This is a genomic window from Bacillus sp. ISL-35 (assembly GCF_018613355.1).
Lineage (GTDB): Bacteria > Bacillota > Bacilli > Bacillales > Cytobacillaceae > Mesobacillus.
The window spans coordinates 79,051-99,802 of sequence record NZ_JAGGQK010000012.1; the positions used below are offsets into that span (position 1 = coordinate 79,051).

The 20,752-nt window shown below is 44.4% G+C and carries 22 protein-coding genes and 1 pseudogene; 9 read left to right on the top strand and 14 right to left on the bottom strand.

Annotation, left to right across the window (positions count from 1 at the left end):
* Positions 1-5 precede the first annotated feature (5 nt).
* On the bottom strand, positions 6-287 hold the full coding sequence (locus J7E38_RS16905; protein ID WP_214705057.1) for a hypothetical protein: 282 nt from the start codon (positions 285-287) through the stop codon (positions 6-8).
* 15 nt (positions 288-302) lie between these two features.
* The gene (locus J7E38_RS16910) at positions 303-656 is read right to left on the bottom strand and encodes a hypothetical protein (protein ID WP_214705056.1); all 354 of its coding nucleotides are present in this window, start codon (positions 654-656) and stop codon (positions 303-305) included.
* 203 nt (positions 657-859) lie between these two features.
* Between J7E38_RS16910 and J7E38_RS16915 the strand changes: the two genes are divergently transcribed.
* Positions 860-1,300 (top strand): YtoQ family protein, encoded by a 441-nt coding sequence (locus tag J7E38_RS16915; protein ID WP_214705055.1) that lies wholly within the window; start codon positions 860-862, stop codon positions 1,298-1,300.
* Positions 1,301-1,984: 684 nt separating this feature from the next.
* On the opposite strand, the gene J7E38_RS16920 is transcribed toward J7E38_RS16915, so the two are convergent.
* On the bottom strand, positions 1,985-3,655 hold the full coding sequence (locus J7E38_RS16920) for a sulfite exporter TauE/SafE family protein (protein ID WP_214705054.1): 1,671 nt from the start codon (positions 3,653-3,655) through the stop codon (positions 1,985-1,987).
* Positions 3,656-3,848: 193 nt separating this feature from the next.
* Here J7E38_RS16920 and J7E38_RS16925 point away from each other — a divergent pair, with 193 nt between their 5' ends.
* Both J7E38_RS16925 and J7E38_RS16930 read left to right on the top strand, forming a co-directional pair.
* Positions 3,849-4,352 carry a DinB family protein gene (locus J7E38_RS16925; protein ID WP_214705053.1) on the top strand — a complete coding sequence of 168 codons (504 nt, stop codon included), beginning with the start codon at positions 3,849-3,851 and terminating at the stop codon, positions 4,350-4,352.
* A gap of 11 nt (positions 4,353-4,363) precedes the next feature.
* Positions 4,364-4,732: a hypothetical protein gene (locus J7E38_RS16930; RefSeq protein WP_214705052.1), complete on the top strand. Its 369-nt coding sequence runs from the start codon at positions 4,364-4,366 to the stop codon at positions 4,730-4,732.
* A 48-nt stretch (positions 4,733-4,780) separates the two neighbouring features.
* Here the strand turns inward: J7E38_RS16930 and J7E38_RS16935 are convergent, their stop codons facing one another.
* Together J7E38_RS16935 and J7E38_RS16940 are read right to left on the bottom strand one after the other, a co-directional pair.
* Positions 4,781-4,948 (bottom strand): hypothetical protein, encoded by a 168-nt coding sequence (locus tag J7E38_RS16935; RefSeq protein ID WP_214705051.1) that lies wholly within the window; start codon positions 4,946-4,948, stop codon positions 4,781-4,783.
* Positions 4,949-4,966: 18 nt separating this feature from the next.
* Positions 4,967-5,623: a L,D-transpeptidase family protein gene (locus tag J7E38_RS16940; protein WP_214705050.1), complete on the bottom strand. Its 657-nt coding sequence runs from the start codon at positions 5,621-5,623 to the stop codon at positions 4,967-4,969.
* Between the two features lie 224 nt (positions 5,624-5,847).
* On the opposite strand from J7E38_RS16940, the gene J7E38_RS16945 reads away from it, so the two are divergent.
* Both J7E38_RS16945 and J7E38_RS16950 read left to right on the top strand, forming a co-directional pair.
* Positions 5,848-6,291 carry a hypothetical protein gene (locus tag J7E38_RS16945; protein WP_214705049.1) on the top strand — a complete coding sequence of 148 codons (444 nt, stop codon included), beginning with the start codon at positions 5,848-5,850 and terminating at the stop codon, positions 6,289-6,291.
* Between the two features lie 364 nt (positions 6,292-6,655).
* Positions 6,656-6,901, top strand: a complete 246-nt coding sequence (locus tag J7E38_RS16950) for a DUF2164 domain-containing protein (protein ID WP_214705048.1) — start codon at positions 6,656-6,658, stop codon at positions 6,899-6,901.
* Between the two features lie 119 nt (positions 6,902-7,020).
* Here J7E38_RS16950 and J7E38_RS16955 read toward each other — a convergent pair whose 3' ends face one another.
* From J7E38_RS16955 to J7E38_RS16975, 5 genes are all read right to left on the bottom strand, one after another.
* Positions 7,021-7,470, bottom strand: coding sequence for a hypothetical protein (locus J7E38_RS16955; RefSeq protein WP_214705047.1), 450 nt, complete (start codon positions 7,468-7,470; stop codon positions 7,021-7,023).
* An 87-nt stretch (positions 7,471-7,557) separates the two neighbouring features.
* Positions 7,558-8,148, bottom strand: a complete 591-nt coding sequence (locus tag J7E38_RS16960; RefSeq protein WP_214705046.1) for a hypothetical protein — start codon at positions 8,146-8,148, stop codon at positions 7,558-7,560.
* 20 nt (positions 8,149-8,168) lie between these two features.
* The gene (locus tag J7E38_RS16965) at positions 8,169-8,600 is read right to left on the bottom strand and encodes a hypothetical protein (protein WP_214705045.1); all 432 of its coding nucleotides are present in this window, start codon (positions 8,598-8,600) and stop codon (positions 8,169-8,171) included.
* Complete coding sequence (locus tag J7E38_RS16970; RefSeq protein ID WP_214705044.1) at positions 8,597-12,196, bottom strand: AAA family ATPase; 3,600 nt, start codon at positions 12,194-12,196, stop codon at positions 8,597-8,599. The genes J7E38_RS16965 and J7E38_RS16970 overlap by 4 nt, the downstream gene beginning before the upstream one ends.
* Positions 12,197-12,362: 166 nt before the next feature.
* Positions 12,363-13,559 carry an MFS transporter gene (locus J7E38_RS16975; protein ID WP_214705043.1) on the bottom strand — a complete coding sequence of 399 codons (1,197 nt, stop codon included), beginning with the start codon at positions 13,557-13,559 and terminating at the stop codon, positions 12,363-12,365.
* Between the two features lie 190 nt (positions 13,560-13,749).
* Between J7E38_RS16975 and J7E38_RS16980 the strand changes: the two genes are divergently transcribed.
* Positions 13,750-14,133, top strand: a complete 384-nt coding sequence (locus tag J7E38_RS16980) for a winged helix-turn-helix transcriptional regulator (protein ID WP_214705042.1) — start codon at positions 13,750-13,752, stop codon at positions 14,131-14,133.
* Between the two features lie 30 nt (positions 14,134-14,163).
* Here J7E38_RS16980 and J7E38_RS16985 read toward each other — a convergent pair.
* Together J7E38_RS16985 and J7E38_RS16990 are read right to left on the bottom strand one after the other, a co-directional pair.
* Positions 14,164-14,578 (bottom strand): annotated as a pseudogene (locus tag J7E38_RS16985) (GNAT family N-acetyltransferase).
* Positions 14,579-14,590: 12 nt separating this feature from the next.
* Positions 14,591-15,013: a GNAT family N-acetyltransferase gene (locus tag J7E38_RS16990; protein WP_214705040.1), complete on the bottom strand. Its 423-nt coding sequence runs from the start codon at positions 15,011-15,013 to the stop codon at positions 14,591-14,593.
* Positions 15,014-15,251: 238 nt separating this feature from the next.
* Between J7E38_RS16990 and J7E38_RS16995 the strand changes: the two genes are divergently transcribed.
* Positions 15,252-16,139: a DUF3994 domain-containing protein gene (locus J7E38_RS16995; protein ID WP_214705039.1), complete on the top strand. Its 888-nt coding sequence runs from the start codon at positions 15,252-15,254 to the stop codon at positions 16,137-16,139.
* 221 nt (positions 16,140-16,360) lie between these two features.
* A complete protein-coding gene (locus J7E38_RS17000; protein ID WP_214705038.1) occupies positions 16,361-17,752 on the top strand; it encodes a VWA domain-containing protein in 1,392 nt (463 codons plus the stop codon).
* A 131-nt stretch (positions 17,753-17,883) separates the two neighbouring features.
* Here the strand turns inward: J7E38_RS17000 and J7E38_RS17005 are convergent, their stop codons facing one another.
* The gene (locus J7E38_RS17005; RefSeq protein ID WP_214705037.1) at positions 17,884-18,669 is read right to left on the bottom strand and encodes a glucose 1-dehydrogenase; all 786 of its coding nucleotides are present in this window, start codon (positions 18,667-18,669) and stop codon (positions 17,884-17,886) included.
* 14 nt (positions 18,670-18,683) lie between these two features.
* Positions 18,684-19,541, bottom strand: coding sequence for a GRP family sugar transporter (locus tag J7E38_RS17010; protein WP_214705036.1), 858 nt, complete (start codon positions 19,539-19,541; stop codon positions 18,684-18,686).
* A 158-nt stretch (positions 19,542-19,699) separates the two neighbouring features.
* Between J7E38_RS17010 and J7E38_RS17015 the strand changes: the two genes are divergently transcribed.
* A complete protein-coding gene (locus J7E38_RS17015; RefSeq protein WP_214705035.1) occupies positions 19,700-20,650 on the top strand; it encodes a magnesium transporter CorA family protein in 951 nt (316 codons plus the stop codon).
* The last annotated feature ends 102 nt before the right edge of the window (positions 20,651-20,752 follow it).

Below are 20,752 nucleotides of genomic sequence, written 5' to 3' on the forward strand. Positions count from 1 at the left end.
TAACTTTAAACTACGCTCAACAAAACCCTCAAAAGAACAAATAGGAGAAAGAATGCAATGGTTATGATCACGGCTTTTTTATTGACCTTGCCTTCTTTGGCCGTATATTTGATTGTTGTTAAAACGAACCCGATAAAAAACAGGAATCCTAAGAACATAAGCTGATAGAATTGCTCTCCAAAATCAATGATGCCATTCTCTTGGACCGAGTATAAATAGATAAAAGCAAAGGCAAATACGGCGAAAAAATAAAGATTCTCAAAACGGGAGAACTTTTTGTTTTTCATAACTCTTATCTCTCCTTAGTGATCTACTGGTACTCCCTTATTTCCCCTTTTCTTTTTCACGATAAAGTGGAAAACGGGTAAATAGATGACTTTTGCCGGTATGACGATGGTTTGCAGCATGAAATAGATGACATATAACCAGCCAATTCCCTGGCCAGTCTGGTCTGATACTATATCGAACTGAGTCATAAGGAAGAGCGAGAAGGCTACCACCGCAATGGGGCCGAGTACCAGCAACAAGATGTTGCCGAATATTTTCCACCCGACAGAGGGTGTTGGTTGACTTGATAGTTTATATTGAAGGGCACTGCAGCCGTACCATATGCTTCCGATTGCCGCTATCACGAGCACAAACAATACTAATCCCATTTGGTTTCCTCCAAATATTCAAATTCTATGTCATGTAATACGGACTTTTTCAAAAGAAGTTTCTGGGTCTTTCGTACCCTTTGTATGATTTTTCCAAACTGGCCCTCCTCTGAACAAAATTCGGTGACAACCTAATCCCTTTGATTGCTTAGCAAAATTCTTTATGATGAAGTTAGAATATATTTCATTAGGAGGGTGTTACGATGGAATTAACTGTTTATCTAGCAGGACAGATTCACGATGATTGGCGCGACCAGGTGGCCGAGAAAGCGAAGGAGCGAAACCTGCCTCTCACCTTTGTCGGACCGCAGACAAACCATGACCGCTCCGACCAGATCGGCGAGGAAATCCTCGGCACACAGCCTGGCAATGTCTACAAAGATGATGCTGCATCAGATATCAACAACTTCAGGACCCAGGTACTCATGTCGAAATCCGATATCGTCATCGCCCTGTTCGGCGAAAAATACAAACAATGGAACACCGCAATGGACGCAAGCACCGCCATCGCCCTGAACAAGCCAACCATCATCATCAGGCCAGAATCCCTGATCCACCCGTTAAAAGAGCTATCCAATAAAGCAAATGTAACGGTAGAGACGGTCGAGCAGGCACTGGATGTCATCAGCTATATTTTTGAATAAAAGCGAAAAGGACGATTCCACAGGGATCGCCCTTTTTGGTAACCTATTTTTTCTTTTTAAGGTGTTTTAGGTCACCAATACGCTTTCTTGGTGACCTCATTATCCATTTACTGCTTTATTGGCGCCATCATTATCCATTTACTGGATTTCCAGTGCTCCAATCAGCACTATTGGTGACCTCATTATCCATTTACTGGATTTACGATGCTCCAATCAGCTCTATTGGTGACCTCATTATCCATTTGCTGGGTTTCCAGTGCTCCAATACGCCTTATTGGTGACCTCATTATCCATTTACTGGATTTACGGTGCTCCAATCAGCTCTATTGGTGATCTCATTATCCATTTACTGGATTCACAGTGCTCCAATACGTCTTATTGGTGACCTCATTATCCATTTACTGGATTCACAGTGCTCCAATACGTCTTATTGGTGACCTCATTATCCATTTAATGGATTTACGGTGCTCCAATCAGCTCTATTGGTGACCCCATTATCCATTTACTGGATTTTCGGTGCTCCTATACGCCTTATTGGTACCCCCATTTCCCATTTACTGGATTTCCAGTGTTCCAATACACCTTATTTATGTCCCCGTTCAGCTATTAATTCCCCACAATTATCTCTACAACAAACAAAAAACCAGACCCTGCAAAAATGCGATGGGTCTGGTACGAGACAGACTATTCCAAGCCTTTTATCTTCAGTTCCTTCACTGGCAGGAAGGTTTCGCCGGTGTCCATGTAGCTGAGGTCGACCTGGTCGCCTTCTTTCAGATAAATCGCCAGTGGATTGGTTTCGGATGAGATGATGTAGTTCTTTTTGTTGTCGAGCAGGATGGAGACGATAGTGTAATCGCCTGTTTTTTCTTTATAGACGCGGAGCACGGTTCCGTTTCCCTGCTTTTCCTCGGCTTTCGAGCTGCCATCTAATGTTCCGCCGCCATGCTGCAGGGCTGTTTTGTATTTTCTCAGCGCTTCATTTGGAGTGGCTCCATAAGCCGAAATCTCCGGGTTGGCGGCTGACACGATGAAGTAGTTTTGCAGGAAGCCGTTCGAATCTAGCACACCTGACAACCAGCTTGCTTCTCCATAGAAATTGTAGATGATTGGCATCTCCCCGTACCATTTTTTCTCGATGAACTTCTTTTCAATGATCTGCAGTGCGCCTTCGGAATCCATATAGGATTCCTCAAGGTCACCGGTATAGAAGGTCGCTTCCCCCGTCCTCGAATTCGTCAGTGCGTAGCCGAGCATGGAGTCTACTCCTTCTTTCGGGCTGGTAAAATCGGTGAAATAATACATATCGCCATTTACATCGAAAATTGGGCTGACCTGGGCCTCGGTTCCTTCATCTGAAGGAAGCTTCACATCAGTCTTGCCAAATACGCTGTTCCAGAAGCCATGAATATAATTTCCGTAATAGCTGTTTTGCAGGCTGACGGCTTCCGGTGAAACAGCTCCATCGATGAATTCAGGTGCATCTGCCAAAGCATACGCCTTCGTCTTGCCTGATTCCGGATCAACGACGGCAACCCCTGTCACCTCAAAACCATTTCGGGCTGAGACGAACTCACCGAATGTCCTGATATAATAAGGCTTTCCTTCCTCATCAATCTCAAGCTGCGTATCTCCGTAAAAAATCGCTTCAGGATACTGCATGCGGATATGGCGTTCGAGATTTTTATTGAAGTAAGAAGATGGGGTGTAAACCATCTCAGACTTCTTGAATTTTGGATTTGCTGTTGAATCAGTGGCGCTGAGGGTAAAATAACCCGGTGTCGACTCGCCGTTCCACCATTTGAAAAAGCCTGAAAACTCAACAGGTGCGATATAGACATACTCCCCGTTGACCTTTTGGATTTGCAGGTTGCCAAGCTCATAATAACTCGTATACGGAACCTGTCCGAATGCCTTCTTCATCTTATTGCGTGCGAACTCGGGCGGGACACTCGCCGGAGTTTCTTTTTCATCGAAGGTCGAAATCTCCGTCTTTTCCGTCATTTTCGCAGATTGATATTTTTCCTCAGCGTTAAAAAGAAAAGCAATCATAAAATACACGCCGACAACCAAGGCCAGCAAAAATAAGATTCCCTTGAGAATTCTTTCTTTCCCAACTGCAAAGGCGGTTCCGCCAAGCGTGACCAGAATCGCAAATGGCCATAGTGAAGACAGGTTCCGGTCCAGATTAAATAGATAATAGAATGCAAAAGTCCCAATTGTAATCAGCACAACCGCTGCGATCAACAGCAATGGCCTCACTTTTTTTCCATTGGCTTCCCCATTTGAAAAAGGTACAAGAATCAAAGCGGATGCCAATCCAACCAAGAGTGCAAATAGAAATATATTTCCCATATTAAGATCCCCTTTTAATTTGTCCTCTACATATACGATTCAAGGGGTGGAAAGTTTCATTACTAAAAGTGATGCACCTTTAAGCCTCATGATTTTAATTTCTTCAAAACCGTCACCTCTTAAAAAGGAATTTAGCAAAAAATGGGGAATATGATGAACTGACTGTAATTCTTTTATTGGAGGAGATGGTTCCATGTTTCAATCAATCAACCGATTTGTTCAATCATGGGAGTTTGAGGCGAATAACACGCAGAGGCTCCTTTCACAATTGACCGATGAATCGCTCAGCCAGGAAATTACCCCTGACCATTGGACCCTGGGGCGTGTCGCCTGGCATATTGTCACAGCCGTGAACGTGATTGCTTCACAGGCTGGCCTGGAGTTCGAGTCACCCAATCAGGATTTTCCCGTTCCTGAATCAGCAAAATACATTTCTGATACATATCAACAAGCCCGTAGTGCTTTAGTGGAGTCGATTCAGACACAATGGAATGACGATGACCTAAGTGAAAAACTCGATTTCTTCGGCCAGAAAATGACCAGGGGGACATTGTTGCTGTTCTTGATCCAGCATCAAATTCATCACCGCGGGCAAATGACCGTCCTCATGCGCCAGGCTGGTGTGAATGTCCCGGGTGTCTATGGTCCATCGAAGGAAGAATGGTCCCATCTTGGAATGGAAGCTCCTAAAATGTAAGGAGGAATAGAATGAAATTAGCGGTCGGTTTGATCCTTATTCTCATGAGTATTGTTCATGTTTTTTATGGAGAAAAAATGCAGGTGAATGTTTTAAAAAAGTTAGCAGCAGATAGTATGTTAATCGGTTCCTACCGGACGATGTCCCTGCAGGGTGGTCTTCTCCTTTTTGCCATCGGCTTGTTAGAGATAATGGTTTATACAGGATTCATCGAAGTCAACGGAATCGCAGTCTACATTCCGTTAATCATTCTTTGCTTGAATGTCATCGCGGTTTTTATTGTCGCTGCCTTGAAACACCGTGACTTAATCAGAGCGACCATCCCGCAATTCATCATTTTTTCATTCATCATTCTCCTGGAAGTGTTGAGTGTCATTTAGGAGCAAGGGACGGTTCGGAAAAAAGAATCGTCCTCCTTTCCATTTTTGTTATAGCCCTCCACAGTTCGGAGATTGTTTCTGATCGCCCTCGGCAAAATCGGTACCCTCTGCAACGGACTCCAGTCCGTAACCTGTTTCGCTGATTTCCATTACCTCTTTGCTTTGTACGTTAGTTAAGCTTTCGTTATACGGGGCTTTCTCTTTATTTTTCCTCATAACAATCCTCCTATGTTTTTACTCCAGCAATCCCAATAAAGTATATTCTCGAATCGATACTCCGCCAGTCACAGGCAAATGATTCAGTTTCTGAAACTTTTTGACGGCATTCTCCGTCCCTTTATCGTAAATTCCATCGATTGGCCCAAAATAGAGCTCCATGGCTTTCAGTCTATTTTGCACAAGCTGGACAAGATTGCCTTTCGATCCATAAGCTATATTTTTAAACTCTCCTTCACCGATTCCAGTAAGAGGGCCTTCGATATAAACCCTTGTCCCCTGAGGAATCATATCAAACAGCTCTTCAACATCCTTATTCCGCATGCGAATACAGCCACTGCTCACATTTTTGCCGATCAAAGTTGGTTTATTGGTTCCATGGATTCCAAAATCTCCCCAGGGAACATTTAAACCAAGCCATCTCGAGCCAAATCCCCCACCCCAGCCACTGGATTTACCCACGACTGTGAACATTCCAATTGGTGTAGGAGTTTGCTCATTGCCAGGAGAAATGTCGTACTCTCTGGTTACTTCATTTTCTTTAAAAACCAGAAGCCTGTTTGACCAAAGATCGATTTTTATGTAGATGTCATCTTGCTTTTCTCCATACGTCCTTAATTGTGAAAACAACAAAAGAATCGTAATACAGCTCAGTGTTTTAATGATAAACTTCAAGCCCGTCCCCTCCGAAAACAGCACTTACCGTCATTAGAGTTCTCGACAGGGAACTTAATTATGCAGACATTTTTTGGCGGTTAAATCCTATAAACTTATGGCTTTGCTGTCTCGTTGATTCCTGTTATTTTCCCGTTAGGATTATCCGGTTATCCCCTCAATTTCTGGTGACTTGTTTTACTGGAGAGGGTATAATAAGTTCAAAGAGAAGGAGGTGAAATGAAGTGGAGGAAATATTGAACAAGATATTTAATCGGTTGGATTCTATTGATAACCGCTTTGATTCTGTGGAGAATCGTCTTGGCAACTTGGAAGAAGGACAGCAGGCCATGAATCTTCGTCTTGGCACTCTGGAAGCAGGACAGCAGTCCATGAATCTTCGTCTTGGCACTCTGGAAGAAGGACAGCAGGCCATGAATCTTCGTCTGGGCACACTGGAAGAAGGACAGCAGGCCATGAATCTTCGTCTGGGCACACTGGAAGATGGGCAGCAGTCCATGCAATTTGAGCAGAGTGAAATGCGTAAGGAAGTTGCATACTATTACGGTACTCTTATGAAAAAGATTGATGAAACTAAATCAGAGTTATCTAGTGAAATCAAGCATGTCTCAAATGTGCAGAAGCAGCATCAGGATGTGTTGGAGATTTTGAATGAGAAACAGCAGTAATGATTCTGCAAGCTACTTTACATCTCCTCACTACCATCACTTCAAGACAAGCTCCTTTATTTTTTTTCGTTCATATCTTATAAATCCCAAACTAGTATAGATAACGAAATCTCTAAACAAGGGACGTACCTCCTGCAGGCTGAGGACGTCCTATTCCCATCAATAGTGATAATGTCAGAAAAAAATATCCTTTCCACTCTATGGGAGAAAAGGAAGAGTTCAAAAAACAAAAAAAGTATAAACCGGAGTTCGATTTATACTTTCTCTTCGTCTTGTACATAAAAATAAATTTTTTTAAAGTCTGCAATTTACTGTATTCAGTTTGTATAGTTACAAATGTAAATACTTAAAGGGAGTGCTATTTATGTTCATTAAACTATCAAAAGAACAGCAGCAGACCATGATTGCTGACATCCAGGTTTTCTTTTCACAAGAAAAAGGGGAGGATTTAACTGAATTTGCGGCTGAAAGAGTGTTAGACTTTGTTAAAACGTCGCTTGCACCTCATTTTTACAATGCTGCGATTTCGGACGCCAAGATTGTATTGGAACAACAGTTTTCCTCGTTGGAGGATGAGTTACTTACACTGGAACGGCCTATACAACGATAATATTCCAGGATGGTTAACTTCTATTTAGAGAAAGGCTGTTCACCAAAATTTACAAAGCCAAGGGACGTACCCTTTGCTTCCGGGAATGGATGCAAAAAGTACGTCCCCATGCTTCACTCTTAATATCTTAAAATCGTTGTAATCCCATACTCCGTCACCAAGGTCCTATGTGACAAATCTTCAATCCAATTCTTTTCTCTAAGTGTGTAGGTACCATATTGGTTTTGATAAATACGACTGCCAATATTTATGGATATTTGCTGAGGATGCTCGAGTATCTTTCGTATCGAGTCCTGATACCAGTTTTGAACAGGAATCTGATATAACTCGATGACGTCTCCTAGCTCCATATAATGCCCTATATATGTCCAAAAGTTTTTGTTCCCCAAACCCCTTGCTTCATATAGATAGGGCATTGTGAAAAATGGCTGCATGATTTCAATCCAATACTCTTCCAGGTCATGTACTACAAAACTTACTCCATTTTCAAAAAAGAAACCACTGTTTTCCTCCATCTCTTGAGGGATGCTAAATGGCTTCGATGACGCCAGAAATTGAATTTCAGTCAAGAAATCACATCCTTATGGCCCGTCTCACTTCCGGTAATTATCCATGCCCTTATACCTAAATAGCAAAAAGTACGTCCCCGTGCTTCACTACAGCGGTTTTACCGTATAAGTATTCCCTGCATTCACGCTTACGACATTATAGTAGGTGATTTGATCATTCGGGAATTTGACGGCGTATGAGATTCCGCCTCCATAATCCTTAAGCCCCTTGATTGTCACCGTGCTTGGGACCGGGATTGAAATGGCTGCGGGATTGTTGGCCAGAATCAGCTTCTCTTTCACCGGCTGTCCATTCACCAGGATTTGGACTTCATCATTGTCTTCACTGTTGAAGTCCCAAATCAGCATTTTTGCGTCACCGCCGGAATCTCCTACGGTTACTTCAAAATCTTTGGCAGTAATCCCAGCGTTTGTTTCGTCTGTCATTGGGCTTTCTCCTGCGATCGTTGACTTGCTGATCCGGTTGGCGACGACTTCCTCCGAGCTTCCTTCTGATGAATAGCCACCAGAAACCATGCTTAAGCCAATCGCCAGTACGACCGCTATAATCATGCCAAAGAAGACAGGCTTTCGATGGCTATGTTCGTGGTAAATGATTTCTGGCTCCGTTTCTTCCTCACTGCCAGCCCATTGATTGTCCAGTTCATGCTCAGCATCTTTTTTGAGTTTTTTCCGCATCGCTTATCCCTCCTTCTCCGTCAGCGCACCATCTTGTAGCTAATCGGGTATTTATAATACCAGTATGATAAAAATGCTCTTCCTAACAGGATTGACAGCACGGATAACACGATCGCAACTGTTTTTCCAATTATCATTTTATCTGCCCAAAGGTTGGCAAATGTCAGGCCGAGCTCCATCACGATAAAGCTGACAAAGCACATCTGGAAAAAAGGCAGCAGCACCGGGAATTTGCGATAGAGCCATGAGTGGTACTTCATCGATAAAAAGAGAATGAAGCCAAGCAAAGCAATCCCGCCTAAGCCGAGACCAAGTCTGGGCGCCTCTAGTTTATAGACATCAAGAAGGTCAAAGAATGTCATCAGCGGCCCGAAAACGATGACGAGAGCAGTGATTGGAAATAGAACTATATAGAAAAACAAAGACCATAAAAATTTTATGATTTTTTTCATCTAGCAACACCCCCGGCCTGTAAAAAATCCTCCTGCTTAAGCAGCGTCAAATCCTCTAATGTTGGCTCGTCTATTTCACTCAGCCTCAATGCATGCGCACGGATGGCGGCTTCGCAAATATTCCTTGCCAGACGGCCATTCCCGGCAGAAGCGTTTCCTTCTACACTCTCAAATATTGCTTTAAGCGCCTGTGCTCCATCTGGGCTCAGCTCGTATCCCTTCGGCTTCAGCAGACGTCTGCTGATTTCCACCAGTTCATCGACTGCATAATCAGGGAAATTGATCACATTCGGGAACCTGGAACGCAAGCCTGCGTTCGAATCCAGCAGCTGTTCCATATCATCCTCATAACCTGCTAAAATCACAATGATATTCTCACGGTGGTCATCCATGAACTTCACGATCGTATCAATCGCTTCCTGCCCGAAATCCTGGCCGTCGCCAAATAGAGCATACGCTTCATCGACAAATAGAATGCCGCCAAGTGCCTTCTCCAGCACCTCTCGCGTTTTCAGGGCCGTTTGGCCAACATACCCAGCCACAAGTCCGGAACGGTCCGTTTCCACGATATGATCCAGTTTGATCACGCCCAGTTCCTTCAGCCTTCTGGCCAGAATCCGCGCAATCGTCGTCTTACCAGTACCCGGGTTGCCTTTGAACACCATGTGCAGCGATTGGGCACCCATATCCGGAAGCCCCATCGCCTTCCTTTTATTCGCCACTTCAATCTGCGCCGACAGTGATCGGACGAATGTTTTCACCTCATCCAGTCCAACAACCGATGCCAGCTCTTGCAGCGCATTTTCCTTCGGCTGATCCTCCAGGAGTCCAAAGTCAGCCAGGGTCAACCTGTTCAATTGATCCGACCCGACATTGTCAGTCTCAACAATCCTAACTGCCTGATTTCGGATAGCCGCCTCAAGCGTATTCCTGACAAGACGGCCGTTGCCGCTGTCGTTTTTCCCTGGAATCTGTTTCTTTCCATAAAACTCAGCCAGTGCCTGCTGCACACCTGCATCCAGGACGAAACCTTTGCTTTTGGCCTGGATCTCAGTGATTTGCGTGAGCTGTTCCGGTGTATAATCCGGGAACTCAATTTTCAGAGGAAAACGCGAGCCCAAACCCGGATTGCTCCGTAAAAACTGCTCCATTTCATCGGTGTAGCCAGCCAGAATCACGACAAGGTCATTGCGGTGATTTTCAATCAAGCGCACAAGGGTGTCAATCGCTTCTTTGCCAAAACCTCCACCTTGAACTCCTTCTTCCACAAGGCTGTAAGCTTCATCGATAAATAACACTCCGCCCAATGCCGACTGGACGACCTCGGTTGTTTTGACCGCTGTCTGCCCCATATATTCGGCCACGAGATTGCTTCGGTCCACTTCAATCAGATGCCCTCTTTTTAACAGACCCATTGATTTAAGCATCTCGGCAAGCATCCGTGCCATCGTCGTCTTTCCTGTCCCTGGATTTCCGGAAAAGACGATATTCAATGTCTGCGACTGTTCTGTCAGGATGCCAGCCTTTTTCCGCTTTTCATTCGCAAGGATTTGTTTTTCGAGACTCCTGATAAAGGCCTTCACATTCTCAAGACCAACGACTTTTTCAAACGCCGGCTCCAGCTCGAATTTCGGACGTTCGGCAATCCCGAAATCCTCGGCTGTTAAAAGCTTATAATCCCGCGCCCCCGTTTCCTTGTTTAGACGCACCGCTTGCTTGCGGATCGCATCCTCCAGCATGTTTCGGACAAGACGGCCGTTCCCGGCATCATTCCGTCCTGAAATCTGCTTGGAATCAAATAATTCAAGAAGCTGTTCCTTAATACCTGGATCGATCATGAAGTCCTTCGCCTTTGCCATTCCCGTCAGAATCTCATACATCTCCTCGGAAGAATAATCCGGGAATTCGATAATATAAGGGAATCGCGATTGAAGCCCAGGATTCATTTTCAGGAACCCTTCCATCTCATTCGTGTATCCGGCAAGGACCATGACCAGATTGTCGCGGTGGTCCTCCATTCCTTTTACAAGAGTATCGATGGCTTCCATGCCAAATGGGTCCTGCTTATTTCTCGACAGAGCATACGCTTCATCGATGAACAGCACGCCGCCAAGCGCACGCTCAATCGCCGCAATAGTTTTCGGAGCAGTCGAACCAAGGTATTCCCCGACAAGGTCCTGTCTTGCCGCCTCTACCAATTGTCCCTGGGAAAGCAGTCCCATCGATTTTAGAATCCGTGAGACGAGCCTTGCAACGGTTGTTTTACCTGTGCCCGGATTCCCGGTGAACACCATATGTATCGCCATTTTACCGGCCGTTTTGTATCCAGCATCCTGCCTCATCTTTTCGGCCTTTACTGTTTCCAGCAGTTCATGAACAGCTCTTTTTACCGTATGCAAACCAGTCAGGCGATCCAGTTCTTCCAGTAAGTCTTCTATTTTTTCTTCTGCCACCATCGGAATTGATTTTAATAGGAAGCTTTGCTCACCCTTCACTGCCAGCAAATCATCCTGCTGAAGCTGAATCGTAATGAGATCCCCAGCCACAAAAGTTCCCCTTGCCCTCAAATCGACAAGCGCCTGGTAAAAATCCTTTTCTGCCAAAATCTCGATGGCCTCGCCATATTTCTTCGTTGCAAGAATCCGCTCTACCAAACCAGCAAACAGTCCATCTTCGAATTTCACCGTCAACTGCGTCTGGCTCTCGAGCCTGCGTGCGGCAGCCTGGAACTTGCCCCTTAAGATCGCCTCGACATCCTCAGGCATGAGCGGTGCGGAAATCGCATAGGATTGGATCCCTTTTAAAATAGGAGCCGGTATTCTGCTCGCTACCTCTTTCGGAAGCTGTCCATGCACTTCCTCCTTCAAATCGACGTCGCTGTAAAAGACAAGAAAATAATTCGAAGCATCGACCATCACACTGTTGGACGTCCGGAAAAAGCCATGCTGCACCAGCCTTGTAACATACTGCAGAACCTCAGCGTCAGCCTGCTCGATCCCCAAAAAGCAAACCGTTCCGATTCCATACTCAAAAGCCGCTGAACAATCGAGGACGAAATTGCTGTGGATATCTTTTTCGGAGTAATTCCGCAAGTCAATCGTCGCAACCTTCTTATAAGGAACTAACTTTTTCTTGTAAAGCTGATCAATCAACAGCTGCAATGTCGTAAACTTGCCCGTCCCAGCCGGACCTGCCAGCAGGATGGTATTTTGAACCTTGCCTTTTTCCCTTTTGAAAAAAGCCTTTTTATAGGAAACCAGCAGCTCATCAATAAAAGTGTCCTGTCGCAGGATTCTGCTGTTCAGTTCCGTTTTGATTTCCGCAAAAATCGTATCCAGTTCATCATTGGATCGATTCAAGCCCATCTGCTTGATGCCATATCGCGCATCCTTGACCACTTCCCCGACCGCTCCAGCAGAATGGGGAACATGCTGCGGATTGCCGCCAACCGATTCTGTCCTGAGCGCACCAGAATGAGCCATCGTCTGAGCCTGCGCACCCATCCGCTGCTTCTTGCCCCTGAATCCCTTTGCCTGGACATAATCCACCAACTGAAGCTCAGGCAGTATAATACGAAGCCATTTTTGGAAACCCATAGCCAACCTCACCTTACGAATGATTTACTTTCATTTTAAACCAGTTTATAACATTTACAATTGATTTTTCCAAAAATATGAAGCGCAGGGTACGTACCTAATGTTTAAAAAAAGTCTCCCTCAAGCAAAAAAGACAACGGGAATCCCGTTGCCTCTAAAATTATTTCTATGCTTTGCCGCTCTTTTTCTCAATAGACATACTCCATCTGGTCAAAAGGATTGCTCCAATCACCATTACTCCCCCAATCCACGGGGTGTGGATCAATCCGATGGAGTCAACGATCAGTCCGCCTACAAACGCTCCAATGGCGATTCCAAGATTGAAGGCGGCTATATTCAATGCAGATGCGACATTCACAGCTGCGGGGACATAGCGTTCTGCCAATCGTACAACCAGTACCTGCAATCCCGGCACATTCATGAACGCGAACATGCCCATCAAGAAGATCGTGATGACCCCAGCCACCTTGACTGGAGCCGTAAACGTCAGAATCACGAGTATGATCGCCTGGGCTATGAACATCCACAACAATGCCTTCAACGGATTCTTGTCGGCTGCTTTCCCTCCGATTGCATTTCCGATGGCAACAGCCACTCCATATACAAGCAGGATGATGCTCACTACTCCAGGAGAGAACCCTGATATATCCTGAAGAATTGGAGTCAGGTATGTGAAGGCGACAAAGGTGCCTCCATATCCAAGGGCTGTAATCGCAAAAGCCAGCAGCAAAGGCCCATTGCCCAATATTTTTATTTGATCTGAGAATTTTGCCGGTGGCGCAGGCTTAATGTTTTTTGGTATAAGGATCGCACTTGCGATAATTCCTACTACACCTAATAATGCCACTCCTCCAAAGGTCGCTCTCCAGCCGAACAGCTGGCCGATGAAGGTCCCAAGCGGCACACCGGTCACGGTCGCGACGGTCAATCCTGTGAACATAAACGCAATCGCGCTGGCTCTTTTATCCTCAGGGACAAGGTCAGCAGCAATCGTAGAGCCAATTGAAAAGAAGACTCCATGTGAAAATGCGGTGATAATCCTTGCCACCAACAGCAGACCGAAGCTGGTCGAAATGGCTGCGATGGAATTCCCGATGATGAAAATGACCATTAAAGCCATAAGCAAGGTTTTGCGGCTCATTTTATTGGTCAAAGCTGTTAAGATTGGTGCCCCAAAAGCAACACCCATCGCATAACCGGATATTAATAACCCCGCTAAAGTAATCGAGATATTCAGATCCTCTGAAATCGTCGATAATAATCCAACAGGTACAAACTCAGTCGTACCGATGCCAAAAGCACTAATGGCCAAAGCCAAAAGGGATAGTGTCCCCTTATTATTTTTTATTGTATGTGAACTCATAATAGGTATCCTCCATGTTAGATGATTAAGTTGACCAGTGAAGGCGCCTTTCACGTTTGACCAACATGAATGCAATTATGAAGGATACCTGATTGCTTGAGAAGTACGCACTTTAAAGTTCCGTAGGCACCCACAAGTGATATAGGCACCAAAAAGTGCCCTATACTACTTATAGAAATGTAAGGGTATAATGACACTACAATCGTTGGAAAGACAAGGAGGGTGTATTTTGAAGAAATATAATATACCAGTCGAAGCGGCCCTAGAGGTAATCGGAGGAAAATGGAAAGTCGTCATTCTTTGCCATTTGATCGAAGGCAAGAAACGGACAAGCGAGTTGAAAAAATTGATGCCCGGCATCACGCAAAAAATGCTCACACAGCAATTGCGTGAGCTGGAAGAAGATAATGTCATTTTACGGGAGGTCTATAACCAGGTCCCTCCTAAAGTCGAATATTCACTGACGGACTATGGCTGGTCCTTGAAGGGGATTCTGGACTCACTATGCGCTTGGGGAGAACAGCATATTGAGAAAAACCATTCCGTCGAACCTGAAACAGAGAGCAAATTTTAGAGAAACAGCGGAGAGCTCTGCTGTTTCTCTTTACTTTGATTTGAAATAGATGATTTCCGGATCGCCTTCATCCAGATTCTCGACGATTCCACTCTCGACAAATCCATTCGCTTCAAATACTGTTTGCATTCTCTCTAGAACGATTGGTAGATGAAAACACTTTTTTAGTAGGAGAAATACGAACCATTTCATGCAACAGTTGGCTTGCATACCCTTTACGCCTTTTGGCTGGAGACACAATCACCAAGGATATGAACGTACACTCAAAAAAGTTTGTATCATAAATAGCAAATCCCGCAACTTCATTCTTTTCTTTTACAAGAATACAACGTCCCTGCTTGATCGCATTCTCAATCAAATCCCGTCTGCTGGTGTTACCTATCACTTCACTGTCGATTTGTACAATCGCCGGTAAATCTGATAATTGTGCAACAACTATATTCATAAAGAATCCCTTTTAAATATCCTTCTTTAAATAGTAATGCTTATAAGCCCTACCCACATTGTCCAATGTACCGTAAACTTCATAACCATTATTTTGATAAAAATCCAACGCCTGAAAACTCAAAGTATCTACCTTAATAAAATCACATTGACTATCCAGGGCGGCACGTTCCATTTCTGCTAACAATTTCGTTCCATATCCTAAGCCGCGAATGTCTTCATCGATCATAAGCGTGTGGATCTCCAGCCAGTTCCAGCATACTTCTCCTAAAATTCCTCCACGGACATTCCCACCCTCGTCTAAGAGAACAAAATTCAACTCTTTGTATCTTCCTCGTAAATCTTCGGGAAAATGGCTTAAGTTATATTCATATAGTTTGTGATTAATATGGTTTTTATAGCTTTCATTCAACTCTTTTGTAATGTGATATTTCATTTTTCCATCTCCCCTAAACCATTGCACCCAAGTTATAGTAAATACTTTTCATTTTAAGCTTAACATACGTTTCGTTTATTTCCTCCTTCTCCCATGAGTAAAAAGACTCAAAATGTGGTAATGAGATGGTATTTACTTTACATATTTTTCCTTACACCCTATTATGTAAAAAGTTCCATCTCAGAAAAAGCAATCATGGTATAAAAGCAATCTATGAAACTATGGAGGTATTTAAAAAATGAAACTTAAAACCCTGGCCGTTTCCTTACTGACACTTGTCACTATGGCAGGCTGCAGCACCGAGCCTGCCGCTGAAAAGAAAGAATCCCTTAAGGTGGAACCAGTGGAAGTGACGGAAGAAGACTATCCTGATAAAATCAATGAATTGAACACCAGCCTGGACGAGGGATTCAAAAATTTAAATGCTGTGGCCAAAGAAGACTCAGGCTCCAAGGACCGCGAAAAACGAATGATTGAACAAGTTGATCACATCGAAAAGGCTGTAAACGGATATAAAGCCATTATCGCCCCTGAAAGGTACAAGGAGGTTCATGAGCAATATCTTGCATCCATGAAGCATTATGACAAGGGCATTGAAACTATGCGCAAAGCGATTGAAAAAAGGGATGAAAAGCTTTGGCAGAAGGGGAATGAACCCATCAAGGAAGGCTTTAATCTATGGATTGAGGCACACTCCAAGCTCGCGGACTCCGTTCCGGTCGGTGACGGCACGATCACAGCGGCTGATTTGAAACAACTGGACGCCTTAGCTGGCATTGACCGTGATTCCGTAAAGGAGAATATCTCCGAAGACGGAAAAGAATTAGTCGGAAAATGGGGCCCAGCCGGCTCATCCCCTTCCATCGTCCTGAATGCAGATGGCAGCTATGAAGGGTATGCAAACGGGACTTACCCTTCAAAGGATCATAGGTCAATAGGAACCTGGAAATACGATTCCGAAAAAGGAGCATTGTTCTTCACACATGATGAAGCCTATGCAGACGGAAAACCACTAACCGACTTCCGCAAATCAATGATCATGGGGATCCAATCCTTCAAGGATGGAAACATGAGGTTACTGGATGTGGAATCGTTGAATGAATTTCTTTATGAAAAGATGGACTAATTAATTGGGAGGGAGTTCTTGTGATGAGAACTCCCTCCCATTGTTTTAGTAAAAATAGGAGTTTTTTACCATGATGAGAGTTTGTAGTCGATAGTAACTGGGTATTAATCCTTAAAATGTAAAATATTGTGGTATTTTAGTTGTAAAGCAGGTTGCCAGTTTGATAACATTTGTGAGGATTTGGAAATTATGCAGATGAATTTAAGGGAGGATGGAGACCCATGAATTGGAGAAAGCTTTTCATGCTTGCCGGACTTGCAGCGATGCTGATCTTCTCTCTTGCGGCCTGTGGAGATAGTGAAAAGGCTTCAGGTGAGGAGAAAAAATCCGGAGAGGAAGAGAAGAAAAATGACGAAAATAAGGATGAAGGCAGCCAGGAAGCTGAAGAAGACGATGACTTCGGAATAGCCACCAGCATTGAAGAAATCCTTAAAGAGAAACCAGGAAAATATCCGGGAACTAAATACAACGAAGCGATTGTACATAAAGCATTAAACGAAGAGAATTTCCTCGAAAAAGACAGTTTTCAAATATATGCTGAATTGCTGCGCCTGATGGGTGAGGGCAAAAATTATAAAGAATACTATGATTACTTCGAAGCATTTGTACCAGACATGGAAACAGAAATTAGCCAGATGCCTGGCGGTATGAACATAAGTGAAGATGGCGAACTCGGGATGAATGCCAATGTCTCGATCCTTCTAGATGCAAGCGGAAGCATGGCCCAAAAAGTCGGCGGCAAGACCAAGATGGAGCTGGCCAAGGAAGCCATTAATGAATTCCTCTCCTCCATGCCTGAGGGCGCCAATGTTTCGCTCCGAGTTTATGGACATAAAGGAAGCAATGCAGATAGTGACAAGAAAGTTTCATGTGACAGCACCGAAGTTGTCTATGACTTAAAGGCCTATGATAAAGCTGCCTTCGCAAGCTCTCTTGACTCCTTTAAGCCAACTGGCTGGACACCAATTGCCAAAGCGATCACCGAGGCAAAAGGCGATTTTGAAAAAGCCGGAAATGACGGCCAGAATATCATTTACATCGTCAGTGATGGCGTCGAAACATGTGATGGCGACCCTGCAAAGGCCGCGAAGGAACTCCATGATTCCAATATTGCCGCAGTGGTGAATGTCATCGGATTTAACGTCGATTCCGCTGGTCAGAACCAGCTGATGTCTGTTGCCCAGGCAGGCGGCGGAAAATATGAAACAGTCAATTCCGGAGCAGACTTCAATGAACTCTGGGAAAAAGAACGCCGCCGTCTTTGGAATGAATGGTGGGACTGGAGCAACAAGAACTGGAACCTTGTATGGGAAGAGCAATCAAAGAAATCCAATGCCCTTTTGGATCAAGATAATGAATTTCGAAACAAAGCGTTTGATGAAGAATCACGCCTAAAAGAGGCCGCCTATTACCTGCAAGAGAAGGAGCAACTCACCTACGAAACCCGCCAGGAAGTTTACAGCCTGATTGAACAGCGACACGATATCATCAAGGAATATCGTAAAAACAGGTATGAGGAATTAAAAGAAACCCTGAAAACAAATGGTGAAAACCTTAAAACAAAGATTAAGGAAAAAGGCGAAGAAATGAAGAAGAAATATAGCAATAATTAAGTTTAAAAGGCCCGTCCACTTTGTGACTGGCCTTATCTTTTTTACGAAGGTCCTCACAGGAAAGCTTTACCGATCAGTGATGAACTTTTTTGTGACAACCAGCATTGTTGTCACAAACACATTTCCCATGCTTACCCTTTCCCAGCCTGAAACCCCGGATATTGCGTCATGCCGCCATCCGCAAAGAGAGTCAGCCCCGTGACGTAGCTTGCTTCGCTTGAGGCAAGCCATACGGCACATGAGGCGATTTCTTCCGGCTTGCCGATATAACCCATTGGGATCAGCTCGATGACCCCTTTTTTCAATTCAGGGTCTTCGAATTTCTCGGCATTGATAGGTGTGTCGATCGCCCCCGGCGCTATGCAATTCACCCTTATGCCATGTGGAGCGAATTCAAGTGCGAGCGTTTCGGTTAACAGCTTGACTCCACCCTTGCTGGCGGCATAGTGGACGAAATGTGGCCACGGTATTTTCTGATGGACGGATGACATGTTGATGATCGAGCCCTTGATGTCATTCTCCAGCATATAGTCAAGAGCTTCCCTGCTCCCCAGGAATTGCCCTGTTAAGTTGGTAGAAATCACCTTATTCCAGTCATCGAGGGAGAGATCTTCGGAAGGCACCTCATTTTCAATGCCGGCGTTATTGACCATAACATCCAACGAACCAAAAGTCTTCACCGCATGGTCAATCATCCTTTTCACATCTTCTTCTTTAGTGACATCTCCCTGAATCGCAGTGGCACTTCCGCCTGCTTTTTCAACCTCATCTATAATGGCCTGCACTTCCTGCTCTTCGTTAAAATAGTTAATGACCACCTTTGCTTTCTCAGCCCCGAATCTCACAGCCATTGCCCTTCCGAGGCCAGTGGCAGCACCTGTAATCACGACAACCTTTCCTTCAAGACTTGGATACATTTTGTCAGCTCCCTTTATCGTTTCGTTACACCCAGTAACACACCGCCTGCAATAATGAGCACGCAGCCCAGCAGCACTCGCCAAACCTGCTTCTTGCTTTTACGCTCATTTAAAAAGAAAAGCCCGCCTATTGTTGAGATGACAATACCTGTTTGGGAGAGCGAAAAACTTGTGGCAACCCCGATTCTCGGCAGCGCCAGCAATAGCCCCAGATTACCTGTACTCCAAAGGAGCCCGGTTATGATGTTCCGAACCGCGTACTTGTTGAATGGCTTATCGCGGAACGTCAAAACCAATGCCCCCGTCACCATCCCAATTGCCTGCGGAAGGATGGCGGCCCATCCATCAATATTGAACCAGCGGATCAAGACCACATATCCGACAAAACCAACAGTTGAAATGAGCAGGACAAGCAGCCCCTTTTTCAGGCTCTTCGTCTCACCCTTTTCACCTCCTCCTTGTTTAAGCGAAGTGAGCAGCGCCCCCGCAATGATCAGGACAAGCGCCGAGATTCCAACGATGAAATTCATTTTTGTCTGCCATTCTTTAAAAATAAACACTCCGAAAAAAGTGGTCCCAATCAGCTGCAGGCCAGTCGACATGGGCGCCGTTTTTGCAACACCGAGGTAACGGACTGCTCCAAACTGATTTTTCTGGCCCAGTGACCAAAACAAACCAGAAATGAAGCCAACCACCCAAACAAGTGTCGGCATGTCCGGACTTTTGTAAAAAAAGACAGCTAGAGCAAAGATCAAAGCACCGCCCGTAGTCCCAAGTGTCTGGCTGTCCTCATCACCGCCCAGCTTATTGCTGACAAACACAATACTGCCCCACGAAACCGCCGCAAGCAACGCTAATAAAATTCCTGTCATAACCTCATACCCCAATCTCATTCAGACTGACTTTTACTATTAGATTGAGATAGCAAGGCAATTCTTATACCGCCATGAATAGAATTCACCACTGAAATCAATAAAACTTCCATAAATCACACAAGATAAAGGAAAATTCAATTCAGGAGACAAAATAGATGCTCGTATACTCTGCTAATAAAAAAATAGTTACCAAGAAAGATGAGCTTTCCCTTCCCGATTCCAGGGATGAAATCGCATGGATTCATTTTCATTCATCGAATGCCAATCAATTTGAACCGTTTGTCAATCAATTGGACATTCATCCTTTAGCGTTGAAGGGACTGCGCGAATTCAGTGATATTCCAAAGATTGATGTTTTTAAAAATGAGGCAATCATTTCGTTAATTGCGATCCAGCCGGATTACACTCGTGTAAAAATCACGATATTGGCTGGCCATGATTATGTCGTATCAAAGGCTGAAAAGGACCTATATCTCGCAAAAAATTTGGAGCAACCTTTTATTGAAAATCCAGAGCGGATGTCTCATGTAGGAATGATTCTTTTTCACATACTAGATAAAACAATTGCCCAGGATTTAGAAATGATTGATCAAATATCGGATGAAATCCAGAGTTTAGAGAAGAGGGTTTTTAAAGATCCCTTTGAGAACAAAATTGCCAGAAGTGTATACCGGTGGAAAGCCACCCTGCATGAATTAAGGCAAACGATCGAGGCTCAAGAGGATGTAATGGAGACGATCAGTTCCGACAAGTTCCCTTTCACGAATGAGGAATCAGGCTATTTCATTAAAAGCCTTAACAATAATTATGCTCGGATTGTTAGCGCTCTCGACACCTTCAAGGAAAGTTTAAACAGTATTTTCAATTTACAAATGACGCTTAAAGCCGACCATTCCAATACAATCATGAAGACACTGACTCTCGTAAGCGTCATATTTTTGCCTATGACGTTCCTAGCCGGTTTATATGGGATGAACTTTGAAATCATTCCCGAATTGAAGTGGGATTTCGGCTATGTTTATGCACTGGCCCTCATGCTTGTGACGGGGGTATCCATTGCCTTATACTTCCGAAAAAAGGGTTGGTGGGGAAAAGGAGGGCAATAGTGAGGTCTTGAGGCAGAAACTTATACGTCCCAATTATCATTGCTCTTCCCTTTGTTGTGTTACAATGCTGGAAAGGAATGTTCCATAAAGGAGGACGGGTGA

What these genes read in the sequence shown, in the direction of transcription:
- J7E38_RS16905 (WP_214705057.1), bottom strand. Translation starts at nt 287, where the DNA reads ATGAAAAACAAAAAGTTCTCCCGTTTTGAGAATCTTTATTTTTTCGCC.
- J7E38_RS16910 (WP_214705056.1), bottom strand. Translation starts at nt 656, where the DNA reads ATGGGATTAGTATTGTTTGTGCTCGTGATAGCGGCAATCGGAAGCATA.
- J7E38_RS16915 (WP_214705055.1), top strand. Translation starts at nt 860, where the DNA reads ATGGAATTAACTGTTTATCTAGCAGGACAGATTCACGATGATTGGCGC.
- J7E38_RS16920 (WP_214705054.1), bottom strand. Translation starts at nt 3,655, where the DNA reads ATGGGAAATATATTTCTATTTGCACTCTTGGTTGGATTGGCATCCGCT.
- J7E38_RS16925 (WP_214705053.1), top strand. Translation starts at nt 3,849, where the DNA reads ATGTTTCAATCAATCAACCGATTTGTTCAATCATGGGAGTTTGAGGCG.
- J7E38_RS16930 (WP_214705052.1), top strand. Translation starts at nt 4,364, where the DNA reads ATGAAATTAGCGGTCGGTTTGATCCTTATTCTCATGAGTATTGTTCAT.
- J7E38_RS16935 (WP_214705051.1), bottom strand. Translation starts at nt 4,948, where the DNA reads ATGAGGAAAAATAAAGAGAAAGCCCCGTATAACGAAAGCTTAACTAAC.
- J7E38_RS16950 (WP_214705048.1), top strand. Translation starts at nt 6,656, where the DNA reads ATGTTCATTAAACTATCAAAAGAACAGCAGCAGACCATGATTGCTGAC.
- J7E38_RS16960 (WP_214705046.1), bottom strand. Translation starts at nt 8,148, where the DNA reads ATGCGGAAAAAACTCAAAAAAGATGCTGAGCATGAACTGGACAATCAA.
- J7E38_RS16965 (WP_214705045.1), bottom strand. Translation starts at nt 8,600, where the DNA reads ATGAAAAAAATCATAAAATTTTTATGGTCTTTGTTTTTCTATATAGTT.
- J7E38_RS16970 (WP_214705044.1), bottom strand. Translation starts at nt 12,196, where the DNA reads ATGGGTTTCCAAAAATGGCTTCGTATTATACTGCCTGAGCTTCAGTTG.
- J7E38_RS16975 (WP_214705043.1), bottom strand. Translation starts at nt 13,559, where the DNA reads ATGAGTTCACATACAATAAAAAATAATAAGGGGACACTATCCCTTTTG.
- J7E38_RS16980 (WP_214705042.1), top strand. Translation starts at nt 13,750, where the DNA reads ATGACACTACAATCGTTGGAAAGACAAGGAGGGTGTATTTTGAAGAAA.
- J7E38_RS16990 (WP_214705040.1), bottom strand. Translation starts at nt 15,013, where the DNA reads ATGAAATATCACATTACAAAAGAGTTGAATGAAAGCTATAAAAACCAT.
- J7E38_RS16995 (WP_214705039.1), top strand. Translation starts at nt 15,252, where the DNA reads ATGAAACTTAAAACCCTGGCCGTTTCCTTACTGACACTTGTCACTATG.
- J7E38_RS17000 (WP_214705038.1), top strand. Translation starts at nt 16,361, where the DNA reads ATGAATTGGAGAAAGCTTTTCATGCTTGCCGGACTTGCAGCGATGCTG.
- J7E38_RS17005 (WP_214705037.1), bottom strand. Translation starts at nt 18,669, where the DNA reads ATGTATCCAAGTCTTGAAGGAAAGGTTGTCGTGATTACAGGTGCTGCC.
- J7E38_RS17010 (WP_214705036.1), bottom strand. Translation starts at nt 19,541, where the DNA reads ATGACAGGAATTTTATTAGCGTTGCTTGCGGCGGTTTCGTGGGGCAGT.
- J7E38_RS17015 (WP_214705035.1), top strand. Translation starts at nt 19,700, where the DNA reads ATGCTCGTATACTCTGCTAATAAAAAAATAGTTACCAAGAAAGATGAG.